Genomic DNA, 14,924 nt, shown 5'->3' with positions numbered 1-14,924 from the left:
AGGAGACAAGTTCTGTAACAAAGATGATTTTATAATGGAGGGCCTAAGTTTATGCAGAAGATGAACAGAGGGATATTGACCGCGCTTTCGGCGATTGGAATTGCACAAGGCCTGAAGATCCTGACGCATAAGAGGTTGACGGGTAAGTGGGATATTAAACAGGTGGTTACGACAGGTGGGATGCCAAGCTCCCATTCAGCGGGCGTATCATCACTGGCTACTTATATAGCAACCAATAAAGGGTCGCGTCACACGGAAACAGCACTGGCAACCATTTTTGGTATGCTCGTCATGTATGATGCCCAAGGGATCCGTCGTCACACAGGTGAAATTGCTCAACTTGTGAACGATTTGGAGGATGAATTCGCTGCATTTTCAGGTGATTTTCCGAGCTTTGAGTTTGTTCAAAGGGATAAGGAACTGAAGGAGATGTTAGGACATCAACCGATCGAGGTTCTTGGTGGTGCAATTTTAGGAGCTATTTTAGGTTATATTTCTGCTAAATGTGAAAATAGGTGAAAGGACTGGACTTTTGTTCGTTTAGGGTGTTGGACTGGACATCACTTAGTTGTATCGAAAAGGAAGTGAATATTAAAAAAGGTTTGTCTCAGTTTAAATGATCGCAAAAATCTAGTCTCTTGAACACCGACTGATTGTTAGCGCTTTTCTATGTTATAATAAATCAGCAATAGAATAGGATTTCTCAAGGGTGGTCGGCACACTCCCAATCGGAAGGGGGTGGTGCTGCATGACGGTATTTGAAGCGTTGATGTTCACTTGCGCGTTTACAACTTTAATTGTTGTAGTACTGTCGTTTAATCATAAAAAATAATCCACCCTTGAGTTAGTCGGCTCAGGTGGATTATTCTACCCTTAGTCGATCCCCTTGCAGGGAACCGTCTATTGCATGACCGTTGGTGTTACCAGCACCTACGGTCTTTTATACTGTATTCCATCTTATCTGATTTTATTATAACCGATATTTGAAGGAAAGAGAACTACATGATACCAAAAGAAACTGTGTTATAACTCTCCTTTCTTTTATCAACACAGATTTCTAATAAATAATTATCAATTTCTTCCTTATCATCTATTATATGTGTTACCCCTTTCAAAAAGATCGTAGTGAAGAGGACAAGCAATTGTTATAAAGTAAAAAAACGCCCCCGATTTTGTACCGATTGAGATTGAAAAACGATAAAACATTTTGATCGATTACCAGTATATAAAGATTTAGGAAAGATTTCATCTAATTAAAACATATCCTTTAGGTTAAATTAAAGTTGAGTAATTTTTCATTACTCGAATAACCGTGTGGAGTGATGTATCGTGGCAAGAAATAAACCTTTGGTACCTAATGCAGAGAATTCATTGAATCAGATGAAGCAAGAAACTGCTAATGAGATGGGTGTTCAACCTGGTGCAAATACTACCTCACGAGCAAATGGTGCTGTTGGCGGACAGATGACCAAACGTCTAGTCGGAATGGCTGAACAGCAACTAAGCAATAAACCGAAGCAATAACATTGCTTTCTAAATAAGAGACCAATTTTTGGTCTCTTTGAAAAATCCATTCACCAAATGCGAGGTCATATCATAAACTATAGTCAACGGAAACTAAAGTAAAATGGTTTAATCATAAATCATTCTTTACTTCGTTGCTTAAACGTGGTAAGATGATAATCAAACTAAAATGAATAATGAAAACTTCTTATCCAGAGAGGCGGAGGGACTGGCCCTTTGATGCCCGGCAACCATCGAATCAATCCATAGATTGAGGAGAACGGTGCCAATTCCTGTAGGATGATCAAACATCCTAGAAGATGAGAGGATCGTTAAAGATATTTACGAACCCTTTTCTTACTGGATAAGAAAAGGGTTTTTTCGTGCATATACGAAAAGCTCTCGATAGAAGTTTCGTTATTATGAAAGGAAAGATGATAAGTGAAAACAGCTATTTTTGGAGCTGGATGCTTCTGGGGAGTTGAAGCATTCTTTGAAAAATTTGAAGGGGTTATCTCGACACGTGTAGGTTTTACAGGCGGTCATGTCGAGAATCCAACATATGAGCATGTGAAGACTGGAGAAACAGGCCATGCGGAGGCAGTCAAGATCCAATATGATCCTGCCGTGATCTCCTATTCCGAATTGCTCAACACTTTCTTTGAAGTCCATGACCCTACCACACGAAATAGACAGGGCCTGGATATTGGTCATCAATATCGTTCAGTCATTTTTTATACAGATGCAAATCAACAATATCTAGCCGCAGAAAAAATCAAGGAATTGGAAGAAAAAGCTGTCTTTAAGCTTCCGATTGTAACCGAAATCCAAGAAGCTTCGATCTTCTATGATGCAGAAGAGGATCATCAAAAGTATTTACAAAAGAATGGTTCGGTCGCTTGCGGCATGTAGTAATGGTGTCCAGCTCAAATACCCTTTCCTTGGTTTTACCCCAAGAAAGGGTTTATAATTGTCGAATAAACTCTCTTAGGAGAGAAAATTGACAAGATATGAAGGGCAAGGAATTTATGTTACGTTTACAGTATTTTGTTCTCGCAAGCGGGATTATCATTTTACTTTCTGTATGCATGGCTGCTTATGGAGATATAGGATCTTCAACCGAAAAAGGACAGGATGAAGGAAACTGGGTAGGCGCTTGGTCTGCAAGTATGCAAGCCCCTTTTGAAGACGGGGTATCCCAAAGAGGATTTGAAAACCAAACGATTCGTTTCATCATTCATCCTCATACCGATGGTGAAAAAATGCGCATACGTCTTTCTAATACATTCGGTTCAGAACCGTTAACAATCGACAAGATAAATGTTGCTGTTTCAAAAAAAGGAGCTGAAATCATTCCGGGGACAAATCGCAAGGTTACATTCGGAGGTGATCAAAAAGTCACAATCCCTGCAGGGGGAAAAGAATTCAGTGATCCGATGTCCTTTAAGGTCAAGAATGCCAAAAACCTCGCGGTCAGTGTTTATGTCCGTGATAAAACCGGACCTGCAACCTGGCATCCCCGTTCGATGCAAACAACATATATTTCAACAGGAGATCATGTTACAGACTCTGATGCTTCTGCATTTAAAACAAAAGAAGAAGCTTGGTTTTGGCTGGATGGGGTGGACGTCATCCCAGATTCTACTGTAAAAGGCTCGATTGTTGTCTTGGGAAGTTCAATTGCCAATGGAAATCATTCGGAGCAGAATGCCAACCATCGATGGACTGACTTTTTAGCAGAACGGTTCAATCAGGAAACAGACACCAAAATGTCTGTATTGAATGCTGGCGTTTCTGCTAATCATTTGATCAACAGTCTACCCGACAAAGGTGAGAATGCCCTGGCAAGACTAGAGCAGGATGTTTTCAGCCAAACAGGGGTAAAGGCAGTGATCCTCAATCAAGGGTTGAATGATATAAGGCATCATCCTGAGTATGATTCGGAAAAAATCATTGAAAGAATGAAGGATATCATCGATGCTTCTCATGACAAGGGGCTTAAAATTTATGGCGGGACCTTAACCCCTTTCAAAGGATCAGGAATGTACACACCGGAAAAGGAAAAAACCCGTAAGGAGGTCAATGACTGGATCAGGACAAGTGGAGAGTTTGATGGTGTCATCGACTTTGACAAAGCACTGAGGGATCCAGAAGACCCTGAACGCTATCTTCCTAAATATGATGCGGGAGATCATCTGCATCCGAATGACGCTGGATATGAGGTAATGGCTGAGACTGTAGACCTTTCAATGTTTGAATAATATACAAGAAGAGCTCTCGATAAAGGGCTCTTTTTTTAGTGGTATAAAAGCACCGATCGGCGTGATTATACTTGGTTCCTGATAACGCATTAAATACTTGCACTTTTCATTGAGACGACTCAAAATATAAGGTATCTATTATCGATATTCATAGGAAAGGATTCAGTGACATGATTGAGATTGGACTGACTGGTTGGGGTGACCACGATTCACTTTACCCAGCAGATATCAAATCAAATGAAAAATTGCAGACCTACAGCAGTTTTTTTCCGACCGTAGAAATCGATTCAGCTTTTTACGCTGTCCAACCGGTGAAAAACTATGAAAAATGGGTGAAAGAAACCCCGGATCGTTTTTCATACGTGGTCAAGGCATACCAGGGGATGACTGGCCATTCAAGAGGGGATATTCCTTTCTCAAGTGAAGAGGAGATGTACCGGCTATATAAAGAGTCTATCAGACCACTAGAAGCTTCCAATAAGCTAAAGATGGTTCTTTTCCAGTATCCACCTTGGTTTGATTGCAATCGCGAGAACGTCGATTTATTAAGACGTACGAAGGAAAGGATGGGCGATATCCCTGTCGCGCTTGAGTTCCGGCATGAGTCTTGGTTCCATCCTGCCTTTAAGGAACGTACATTGGATTTTATGAAAGAAGAAGGCTGGATCCATAGCATTTGTGACGAGCCTCAATCAGGAACAGGCTCGATACCGACTGTTCTGGAACCGACGCATCCGGATCACACGCTGGTTCGTTTTCATGGCCGTAATGTTCATGGCTGGCAGAAAAAAGGGAATCCTAACTGGCGTGATGTGCGGTATTTATATCGGTACAATGAGGAAGAGCTCTTAGAATGGAAGGATAACCTCTTGAAGCTTGAAAAACCGGGACATGAGGTAACGGCTCTTTTTAATAATAATTCCGGTGGAGATGCAGCAGATAATGCAAGGCAAATGGTCGCGCTCCTGGGAATCGATTACGAAGGACTTGCGCCTCGACAGCTCGATTTCTTCTGATTTTACCGACAAAAAGATTACTACTAGACAGGAGATGATACAATGAGCAGACAAATGCTCCATCTGTATCATATCAATGATCTGCATAGCCACCTGGAACAGTGGCCGAAGATCATGGCATTTTTAAAAGATCGACAACGATTACATGACGAGAATAATGAAACTTTCATTCGTTTTGATATTGGAGACCATGCCGATCGCTTCCATCCGATAACAGAAGGGACATCAGGAAAGGGCAATGTCCAATTGATGAATGAAGCTGATTTACTTAATGCCACCATTGGGAATAATGAAGGAATCACATTTTCTAAAGATCAGTTGGATCACCTATACGATGAAGCGAATTTTCAAGTATTGGTGGCGAATCTTAAAGAAAAAGATGGCTGCTTGCCAAAATGGGCGAAACCTTATGATATCCACACACTGGCAAATGGATTGAAGGTCGGTGTGATTGGGGTGACAGCTCCATATAAAGCCTATTACCAACAGCTTGGTTGGGAAGTAGAGGATCCGTATGGAGCGATTGAAATGACGACAAAACAAATCCGCAGTCAAGTCGATATTCTCATTCTGCTCTCTCATCTTGGACTGGAAGCTGATAAACAGATTTCTTCCGAAATGAGTGATATTGATATCATACTAGGGGCTCATACACATCATGTGCTTCCAAACGGACTACACGCCAATGATACGACAATCGGGCAGGCTGGAAAGTTCGGTGTTTACATTGGTCATATTGAAATCGAATGGGATGAAAAACTGTGTAGAATTGAACATGTGAAAGCTACTTGTATTGATCTCCAGGAGTATGAAATTGACGAAGCAAGCGAACAACTTCTTTCTCGATTATCTGAACAAGCCAATGAAAATTTACATGAAGTCGTGGCTGATTTGGACCATCCTCTTGATTTGGAGTGGTTTGGTTCTTCTCCTTTTACAACTTTATTAGCTGAAGCGATCAGAGAATGGTGCGAATCCGAAATCAGCATGGTCAATGCGGGCTTATTGCTTGAACCGTTAAAGAAAGGGCCTGTTACAAAAGGTGATCTCCACCGTGTTTGTCCCCATCCGATCAATCCGTGTAGAATCATGCTCAAGGGCGAGTATTTAAAAGAGTTGATCCACCACGCCATGACAAAGGAATTGGAAAACCTTGAAGTCAAAGGCCTCGGTTTCCGCGGAAAAGTGATGGGACGAATGGTTTTCGATGGTGTAGAGATCAAAGGTGAAGAGATGGAGGATGGCGAATATCATGTTCAGGAGATTTCAATTAATGGGGAACCGATAGTCCCTGAAAGAATTTATTCGGTTGGAGCAATTGACATGTTTACTTTCGGACGTTTACTTCCATCAGTCCATTATGCAGCGGAAAAGATTTATTACTTGCCGGAAATGTTGAGGGATGTCCTTGCATGGAAGTTAAAAACCTTTGAAAGATAGGCACTACGCCAACACGCTTTGTACTACTATGTCATATTGATAGTAGGGAAAAGGAGCGTGAGGAAAGATGATTACGGTCACTCCAATCGAAATCGATGGGCATCTATTTACAGGCGTAACAGTTGCGTTACCGAAAACGAATTTCATGTCGATCAGTAATGATAAAGGATATATCATGTGCGGGGCACTTGATGTTGCATTACTGAATGAGAAATTGGCTGAGCGAAAAATTATCGCTGGTCGAGCTGTGGGTGTACGAACATTGGATCAGCTCTTGGATGCTCCTTTAGAGTCCGTTACATTAGAAGCGGAAGCCATGGGGATCACCAAAGGCACCAGTGGACGTGAAGCTCTTCTTAAAATGGCTCGATGATAATCATGTACAAATTAATAGCGATACAACCCCCGATCATTGCATACATATAGCAATAGATAGGGGGTATCTTTATGTGGAGAATCCGGAGGCGTCCCCGAGAACGTCCTCTTCCATTCCAATATGTCTTCATCATATCGTTCATTATCTTCATCTTATTGACAGCACAGGCATTATGGCTCGTCGATAAGGGCTTACAGCCTACTCTGATGGAAATTGCGGAAAACGAAACAAAGAAGTACGCCCAGCTTGCTATACAAAGCGCAATTAAAAAACGGATCGTTGAATCGGACAGCATTGAAAACATCATTGACGTGACTAGGGACAATAATGGGAAAGTTTCTTCGGTAAATACCAACCCTAAGGTTGCCAATGAAATCCTCCAGCTTGCAACAACGAATGTACAATTTTATCTTGAACAGATCGAAGCGGGGAATGTGCCGGACCATGCTGAGTTTTCGGATGTAGAGGTGAAACGCGAAAGTGAAGGGAACCGGGGGATTTTCACCGAAATCCCTATGGGGCGTGCTACGCATAACACGTTATTGGCAAACTTGGGGCCGAAAATCCCTGTGGGGTTCCGTTTGACAGGAGCAGTCGAAACGGATGTAAAAGAGGAACTGATACAATCAGGGATCAATAACCAGGTTTATAAAGTATGGATCAGTGTCATAGTGGATGTACAGATCGTCGTTCCATTCGAAACGAAGAAATCGAGGATCGTAACCAATATACCCCTTGTGAATATGTTCATTAATGGTGAAGTTCCGGATTACTATAACAATGGCGGGAATGGTACACTGCAACCGACATTACCAATCGAGAAAAAAGAAAATGAAAGCAACAACTAGTAATTATTAGAAATAATGAATAAAAACAGAGATATGCTTGTTTTTTGACAGGTTATCCGTTATAATCCATTGTGTCGTAAAATTCATAGAGACCTTATCATCAGATGAGGTAGTGGAGCAAATAATATCAGTACTTTGGTGCGAGAAAGACATCGATGACCATCACTGGAAAGGGTTATTTGCCGAAACAGTTTACTTTTGTCGAAAGGTTTACTGTTGGGGCTGCATCAAATAGGTGTAGCACTGTCACTATTCGGGAAGATTGAATTAGTGGAGAACTACGTGATCGATGGGGGATAACTGTTACTTAAAAGGTAACGATAGGTTATTTTCTATCTATCGTTGCCTTTTTTATTTTTTGGCTTTGTAAAATTTTCTGTTGATTTCTAACAGATAAATGCTTTAAGTGAAATGCGTCCTGCGGGAAAGCGAGCCAGAAGTGATGTCTAGCTCAGCGACCAGTCACTTGGATCACTTCAAACTTCCTGCGGCGGGGGACACATTGATTTTTGGTCACCGAACTTTGTTTGGTTCGAGCCTCCTCGTCAGTTTTCCAGTGACCTACTAAGCGGGGCGATTCCGCTTTTCTTTATCCCGCGGAAAGGGATTGAATTTCGCGAAAATCAGCAATTAAGTATAACAGAGCCCGTTTTAAAAATTTCTAGGAGGTAAATAAATTCATATGGAAAATACAATTTATTCTTTGATTCCGCCGCTGCTGGCATTGCTGATGGTGGCATTGACGAGAAAAGTGCTGTTGTCTCTTGGCACAGGGATTCTTGTCGGAGCATTCATGCTTAATAATTTTAATATTCTAGCAAGCCTTACCCAGATTTTCGAAATTGTACGGGACCTCTTTGTCACACAGAACGATGCAGGTGCATGGGAAGTGAACACCTGGAACGTATTCATCTTATTATTTTTATTGATTCTCGGAATAATGACGTCCATGATTGCGATTGCGGGTGGAAGCCGTGCTTTCGGTGAATGGGCGATCAAAAAGGTGAAAACGCGTGTTGGAGCTCAAATTCTAACGATTGTCCTCGGGATTATCATCTTCATTGATGATTACTTCAATTCTCTTGCAGTAGGTAATGTAAGCCGTCCCCTGACGGACCGCCACCGTATCTCAAGAGCAAAGCTTGCATACTATATTGATTCCACTGCTGCCCCCGTATGTGTCATTTCACCAGTTTCGAGCTGGGGGGCTTATATCATTGGTTTGATCGGTGGTATTCTTGCCACTCATGAAGTAGCAGGAATCGGGGCTTTAGAAGCCTTTGTAAAAATGATTCCGATGAACATTTATGCATTATCCGCCTTGTTACTTGTATTTGCGACAGCGCTATGGAACATCAACCTTTTCTCGATGAAGACACATGAAGAGAGAGCTATCAATGAAGGTCAAGTGTTGGACCCGGAAAACAAAGCAGTACCTGGACAACAAAGTGGATTGCCAGAAAGTGATAAAGGGAAGGTAGGGGATTTGATCTGGCCGATCATCGCGTTGATTATCGGGACTGTAGGAGCAATGCTTTATACTGGTGCACAAGCAACTGAAGGAAATGTCACCCTGCTATCGATGTTTGAAAATACCGATGTAGCAAAATCACTTGTGTATGGAGGACTATTCGGCTTAGCAGTAACCATCCTCCTTTTCTTGACGAAGAAACTGCCTGGGAAGCATTTCGGTACAGGGATTTGGAAAGGAATCCAATCCATGCTCCCTGCCATCTATATCTTGATTTTTGCATGGGCGATCATTGCTATCATTGATGAAATCGGAACTGGAAAGTATTTGGCTGGAATTGTAGATGATAACATCAATATCGCATTCTTGCCCGTATTATTGTTCGTGATTTCTGGAATCATGGCTTTTGCGACTGGGACATCATGGGGAACGTTCGGTGTAATGCTTCCGATCGCTGGTGAAATAGCAGCCGCGACAGATATCAGTTATATCTTGCCGGTACTTGCTGCAGTCCTTGCGGGCTCCGTATTCGGGGACCATTGTTCACCTATTTCCGATACGACGATTCTTTCTTCGACTGGAGCAGGAAGCAACCATATCGATCATGTGATGACACAATTGCCATATGCCATTTTAGCAGCTGTTGTCAGCTCCATTGGCTTCCTCATTCTAGGATTTACGCAAAGCATCACATTGGCATTGTTAGTATCGCTTGCACTGATGATTATCATCGCATTCATATTAAGAAAGATGAGCTTAACAAGTATTGAAAAAAACTAACCTGAAAAGGCTTGAATGATAATTTTCGATAAAGCTCTATTAAATCCTGGTGTTGATTTTTTCAATTGCGAATTTTCTTTTAGCGAAATTTGCGACACTCCTGCGGGAACAGCGAGCCAGGCGAAACCCCACAGCGATTTAAGGATCTTCGACTAAATACCACCACGTCCTGCGCCTGCGGTTACTCGGCGCAAAACTACAAGGATAGAATATGAGTCCGTGGTCTTGTGGTGAACGTCGAATCCAACATAAGGAAAGCTTCTAAGAATTCTCATCGCAGACACGAAAATGATTTCATTTTTGTGTTGAGATCCTGTGCAAGTGAGTGAAGAAGCTCGCGGATCGTCCGGGAATGGAGTGAATTTCGCAGAAATCAATGATGAAAAATAACACAGTCTTCGAATAAAGAACTGGCACTTTTATTTAGTGTCAGTTTTTTGTATTTATGCAGTAGCTTTATACTATAATAACGTTTGCAAAATTTGGATAGAAATCACTAAAAATTTTAAGAATTCTTTGACATGGTCAAGCGTAATAGATATACTATAATCGAAAAAGTCAGAAAAAACGGAAGTTTTTTAAAAAGGGACTTTAGTCAGGAAAAACACATCAGAATGGGGGAGAATGTATGGAAAATCGAGCACAATGGGGCACGAGAGCTGGCTTTATATTAGCTGCTGTCGGGTCTGCAATCGGTCTCGGAAACATCTGGCGTTTTCCGGCAGTAGCCTATGACAACGGCGGAGGGGCCTTTTTTATTCCTTATCTAATCGCGTTATTGACAGCCGGAATCCCACTATTGGTCATGGAGTTCACTATGGGCCACAAGTACCGGGGATCTGCACCGCTTACTTACCACCGTATGAATAAAAAGTACGAGTGGATTGGGTGGTGGCAAGTATTTATTTCTTTTGTAATCTCAACTTATTATGCCGTCATCATCGCTTGGGCGATATCTTATTCCATTTTCGCATTAAATCTTAAGTGGGGTGATGACACAGAAGGATTCTTGTTCTCGGAATATTTGAATTTAAGTGCGCCAGGTGAAGTAGGAAGCTTGGTACCAGGGGTATTCATTCCATTATTAATTGTTTGGGTCATCACATTGGGCGTATTATTCAAAGGGGTCAAGAAAGGGATTGAAGCAGCTAACAAGATCTTCATTCCTGCACTAGTGGTATTATTCTTGATCATTGTCATACGTGCAATTACATTACCAGGAGCGGCGGCAGGTCTTGATGCTTTCTTCAAACCGAACTTTGATGCGATTTGGGATGGAAAGGTCTGGGTAGCAGCTTATGGCCAGATTTTCTTCAGTTTATCGATTGCATTCGCGATCATGATCACCTATTCGAGTTATCTGCCGAAAAAATCTGATATTACAAACAATGCATTCATCACCGGATTCAGTAACTCAGGATTTGAACTTTTGGCAGGTATCGGAGTCTTCAGTGCTCTTGGATTCATGGCAGTGGCAGCTAACGTGCCTGTGGATGAAGTTGTTACAGGTGGAGTCGGCCTTGCATTCGTCGTCTTCCCTCAGATCATCAACCAGTTTCCAGCGCTTAATGAATTATTCGGGTTCTTATTCTTTGCAACACTAGTCCTTGCAGGTCTATCATCACTGATTTCGATTGTGGAAACGTACGTGGCTGGTTTCTCAGAGAAATTCGGAACTTCACGTACAAAAGCTGTATTTGTGGGTGGGGGACTTGCAGCACTAGTCTCAATCCTATTTGCTACACAAGGCGGCTTGTTCTTCCTTGATGCTGCAGACTACTTCATCAACCAATTCGGTATCGCCCTTGTAGGATTAGTCGAAGTAATCGCAGTAGCATGGTTCTTGAAGAAACTTACCGATTTCCAAGGGCATTCGAATGAAATTTCGGATATCCGCCTTGGTGGCTGGTGGAAGATATGTTTAGGCATCATTACACCACTCATCTTAGGATACATGATGTTCCAACTTTTCAAGCAGAATCTGATGAGACAATTTCCAACGGAGACTGGAAACTATGAAGGTTATTCAGACTTCTTCATTTTCTATTCCGGATGGGCTGTTGCAATCGGAGCTGTAGTAGTCGGAATCCTCTTCTCTTTAAAGAAGTGGAATAGTAATACTTCTCTTGAGTCCGAAAAGGAGGTTAACTAAATGTCTGGTGGAGCAATTACTATGATGGTCATCGGAATGGTTGTCCTTTGGGGAGGTTTAGCTGCAAGCATTGCTAACGCGGTTAAAACTTCTAAACAAAAATAAAAAAGTGGATGAGCTGGTTCTAACCAAGCTCATCCTTTTTTCTGTTTAATGGGTCTTTTTTATCTTTTCCGGTTTTTAATACGGTCTTGCCGTTCCCATGCTTTCAGATATGGATAAGGATCGAATGACCACTCGTTGTAACCATTGTCACGGTACATTCCATAATGTAAATGCGGAGGAAATTTTCCTGCGGTCCCCGGTGGCCCGTACCCTGAGCTCCCTACAAACCCGATTGTTTGCCCTGGTTTGACAACCGAGCCTTTACCGATACCCTTCTCAAATCCATTTAGATGGGCGTAATAATGGTAAACGTTGTTCAAATCACGAATTCCCACACGCCATCCTCCAAAACGGTTCCAACCCGCTATTTCTACAATGCCATACGTTGTTGCTCTGACAGGTACACCATAATCAGCAAAAATATCGGTCCCTTCATGGATCCGCAGCCCACCGAATCCCCGTCGATCACCCCAAGTATTTTTAAAACTGTAATTTGACCTTATTGGTACAGGAAATGCTCGATCATGGAGACTTAGTGTCTGGTACTCCCGGAAGACTTTCGCAATGCCGAGGATGATATCGACTGTTTTATCTCGGTGGTAGTAATCCCACAAACCGATTTTAATATTTTCTTCATCAAAACCGTAAGCTTGAAGGTAATTGGCGAACGTGTAAAGTAAATCCTCATCATTGTTTCGATCCGCTTTTCCATCATTGTTGCCGTCAAGGCCATTACCACCAAACAGTGAAATAGTCGATGCATCCGAGTCGTCCAAATTAGGATTCAAAGGCCCAACCCATTGTATGGGCGAATAATAGATCCCGATCAAGCCTTCTTCTTCAGGAAGGTCTTTTTGAGCACGCCGGATCGATCGTTCATATTGATCAACCGCTGCCAGGTAATACCATGGGATCGATGTGAGAGCCTCCATCTTATGATAGAGGGCATAACGCTCAACATCTTCTTTTTGATACGCTTTCTTCGCTTCAGCTTTTTCAGTTGTACATATGCTTAGACCTATTATGAAAATGAGTAACACTACAATTTTTTTCATACAGGGAGTTCAGTCCTTTCCTGTATCTTTTCATAATGTTAGTTTGTATTGAAAAAGGTAAATAATGATTATCAAATGTTGGAAAACAGGTCGTATGCTTGGATAATGGAACTTCATCGAACAATATGATACAGTAGAAAGGTATTAGATCAACGCATCAGAGTAGTGTCACTCAATGCCGGAATCTTAAACTAATCCAATATTGGAGTGAGTTAGATGGCGAAAAAAGAAGAATATATTCGTAAGCCCGAATGGCTTAAGATCAAATTAAATACAAACGAAAACTACACTGGTCTGAAAAAAATGATGCGCGAGAAAAACTTACATACGGTATGTGAAGAAGCCCGTTGTCCGAATATCCACGAATGCTGGGCAGTCCGTAAAACGGCTACCTTCATGATCCTTGGCGATGTATGTACGCGTGCATGCCGCTTTTGTGCTGTAAAGACTGGTTTACCAAATGAATTAGATCTACAAGAACCTGAACGTGTTGCTGATTCTGTAAAATTGATGGGACTTAAGCATGCGGTCATCACAGCAGTCGCAAGGGATGATTTGAAAGACGGCGGGGCAGGTGTGTATGCTGAAACAGTACGTGCTGTACGCCGAGCAAATCCTTTCTGCACAGTAGAAGTACTGCCATCAGATATGATGGGAAAATACGAAAACTTGAAGACATTGATGGATGCCCGTCCAGACATCCTGAACCACAATATTGAGACTGTTGAAAGATTGACACCGAGAGTCCGTGCCCGCGCAACATATGAACGCTCACTGGAATTCTTGCGTCGTGCAAAAGAGATGCAGCCGGATATCCCGACAAAATCAAGTATTATGGTTGGTCTTGGCGAAACGAAGGAGGAGATCATCCAGACGATGGACGACCTTCGTGCTAACAATGTTGACATCATGACAATCGGGCAATATCTCCAACCAACTAAGAAACATCTGAAAGTCCAGAAATATTATCACCCGGATGAATTTGCGGAGCTTAAAGAAATCGCCATGTCAAAAGGTTTCAGCCATTGTGAATCAGGACCGTTAGTACGTTCATCATACCATGCTGACGAACAAGTAAATTCAGCATCTAAACAACGCCAACAAGAAGCAAAATAAGTTTAATTGGAAAGAGAAAGAGGCTGAACCGTCCGAAAAAGGGAACGGTATAAGCCTCTTTTCTTGTTTTCGTCTTTTTAAAAGCCAAAATATCTCGACAACTAATGAAATAGAAATGCTCAGACGAAGAAAGACGACCCCTCACTCATTGTCCTCCCTCAGATCTTCCATCGCCTTCCATTTCACCATCTTTATCTGGATCTGTGTAACCTTGAGGGGATTTTTTCATTTCTTTAACCAGACCATCAATACTGCGCTTCACGTTAGCCGAAGTTTCATCCATATTTTTATATCGTTCAATGTATTCGAAAAGGGTCGTATCGTCGGACACATATACATGGAACCAGCGTGGCACCACTGACATTGCGGATCTTTTTACGATATCAGCAGCTCGATCCCGATCATCAGTTTTGGCATCATAAACAATAAGTACTTTATCACTTGTTACGAGGGTAGCCGAATCTCTGATTATTCGATTCTGCATGACCATCCTCGAAATAGTGTCTGAAAGGATTTTCTTATCAATTTGTGGTGCGCTGCCGAAGCTACGACGATCATTGCTCGGACTTTGGATCCGAGTATAGCCGAAGTCATCCATTGCCTCCGGCGGCGTTTTGCCTGGGGTACCCGCCCGATCTTTAACATCGATGGTAGGATTCAATCCATTTCCGTTTGCACCATCATAATCACCTTTATCCATCCCGCAAGCTGGTAAGATAAGCATTGTACATGTTAATCCAGCTATCATGAATTTTTTCATTTACTGTCACCTCCTACCTATAGATTTTGCTGCAACTTTTA

The 14,924-nt window shown here is 42.0% G+C and carries 14 protein-coding genes and 2 riboswitches; of the genes, 12 read left to right on the top strand and 2 right to left on the bottom strand.

Annotated features, from left to right (window positions below):
- The first annotated feature begins 51 nt into the window (after positions 1-51).
- From ACJROX_RS22905 to ACJROX_RS22855, 11 genes are all read left to right on the top strand, one after another.
- On the top strand, positions 52-519 hold the full coding sequence (locus tag ACJROX_RS22905) for a divergent PAP2 family protein (protein WP_408007514.1): 468 nt from the start codon (positions 52-54) through the stop codon (positions 517-519).
- A gap of 810 nt (positions 520-1,329) precedes the next feature.
- The gene (locus tag ACJROX_RS22900; protein ID WP_408007513.1) at positions 1,330-1,524 is read left to right on the top strand and encodes a small, acid-soluble spore protein, alpha/beta type; all 195 of its coding nucleotides are present in this window, start codon (positions 1,330-1,332) and stop codon (positions 1,522-1,524) included.
- A 184-nt stretch (positions 1,525-1,708) separates the two neighbouring features.
- A riboswitch (SAM riboswitch) is annotated at positions 1,709-1,830 on the top strand.
- Positions 1,831-1,944: 114 nt separating this feature from the next.
- Positions 1,945-2,415 carry a peptide-methionine (S)-S-oxide reductase MsrA gene (gene msrA, locus ACJROX_RS22895; protein ID WP_408007512.1) on the top strand — a complete coding sequence of 157 codons (471 nt, stop codon included), beginning with the start codon at positions 1,945-1,947 and terminating at the stop codon, positions 2,413-2,415.
- Between the two features lie 116 nt (positions 2,416-2,531).
- Positions 2,532-3,764: an SGNH/GDSL hydrolase family protein gene (locus ACJROX_RS22890; protein ID WP_408007511.1), complete on the top strand. Its 1,233-nt coding sequence runs from the start codon at positions 2,532-2,534 to the stop codon at positions 3,762-3,764.
- Positions 3,765-3,934: 170 nt separating this feature from the next.
- Positions 3,935-4,780, top strand: a complete 846-nt coding sequence (locus tag ACJROX_RS22885; RefSeq protein ID WP_408007510.1) for a DUF72 domain-containing protein — start codon at positions 3,935-3,937, stop codon at positions 4,778-4,780.
- Between the two features lie 42 nt (positions 4,781-4,822).
- The gene (locus ACJROX_RS22880; RefSeq protein WP_408007509.1) at positions 4,823-6,220 is read left to right on the top strand and encodes a bifunctional metallophosphatase/5'-nucleotidase; all 1,398 of its coding nucleotides are present in this window, start codon (positions 4,823-4,825) and stop codon (positions 6,218-6,220) included.
- Positions 6,221-6,287: 67 nt separating this feature from the next.
- The gene (locus ACJROX_RS22875; RefSeq protein WP_408007508.1) at positions 6,288-6,593 is read left to right on the top strand and encodes a YunC family protein; all 306 of its coding nucleotides are present in this window, start codon (positions 6,288-6,290) and stop codon (positions 6,591-6,593) included.
- Between the two features lie 74 nt (positions 6,594-6,667).
- Positions 6,668-7,444: a sporulation protein YunB gene (gene yunB, locus ACJROX_RS22870; protein WP_408007507.1), complete on the top strand. Its 777-nt coding sequence runs from the start codon at positions 6,668-6,670 to the stop codon at positions 7,442-7,444.
- Between the two features lie 102 nt (positions 7,445-7,546).
- Positions 7,547-7,733, top strand: a riboswitch (Lysine riboswitch).
- A 393-nt stretch (positions 7,734-8,126) separates the two neighbouring features.
- The gene (locus ACJROX_RS22865; protein ID WP_408007506.1) at positions 8,127-9,695 is read left to right on the top strand and encodes a Na+/H+ antiporter NhaC family protein; all 1,569 of its coding nucleotides are present in this window, start codon (positions 8,127-8,129) and stop codon (positions 9,693-9,695) included.
- 628 nt (positions 9,696-10,323) lie between these two features.
- Positions 10,324-11,847, top strand: a complete 1,524-nt coding sequence (locus ACJROX_RS22860; protein WP_408007505.1) for a sodium-dependent transporter — start codon at positions 10,324-10,326, stop codon at positions 11,845-11,847.
- Entirely contained in the window at positions 11,848-11,952 is a 105-nt protein-coding gene (locus ACJROX_RS22855) for a methionine/alanine import family NSS transporter small subunit (protein ID WP_261130437.1), read from the top strand.
- Positions 11,953-12,011: 59 nt separating this feature from the next.
- Here ACJROX_RS22855 and ACJROX_RS22850 read toward each other — a convergent pair whose 3' ends face one another.
- Entirely contained in the window at positions 12,012-13,007 is a 996-nt protein-coding gene (locus ACJROX_RS22850; protein ID WP_408007504.1) for a M23 family metallopeptidase, read from the bottom strand.
- 216 nt (positions 13,008-13,223) lie between these two features.
- On the opposite strand from ACJROX_RS22850, the gene lipA reads away from it, so the two are divergent.
- On the top strand, positions 13,224-14,123 hold the full coding sequence (lipA, locus tag ACJROX_RS22845) for a lipoyl synthase (protein ID WP_408007503.1): 900 nt from the start codon (positions 13,224-13,226) through the stop codon (positions 14,121-14,123).
- 145 nt (positions 14,124-14,268) lie between these two features.
- Here lipA and ACJROX_RS22840 read toward each other — a convergent pair whose 3' ends face one another.
- Positions 14,269-14,883 carry a YhcN/YlaJ family sporulation lipoprotein gene (locus tag ACJROX_RS22840; RefSeq protein ID WP_408007502.1) on the bottom strand — a complete coding sequence of 205 codons (615 nt, stop codon included), beginning with the start codon at positions 14,881-14,883 and terminating at the stop codon, positions 14,269-14,271.
- Between the last annotated feature and the right edge of the window lie 41 nt (positions 14,884-14,924).

The organism is Pseudalkalibacillus sp. A8, assembly GCF_045920555.1.
Classification (GTDB): domain Bacteria; phylum Bacillota; class Bacilli; order Bacillales; family Fictibacillaceae; genus Pseudalkalibacillus.
The sequence above is the reverse complement of the archived record's forward strand: the minus strand, read 5'-3'. Positions and strand labels throughout refer to the sequence as shown.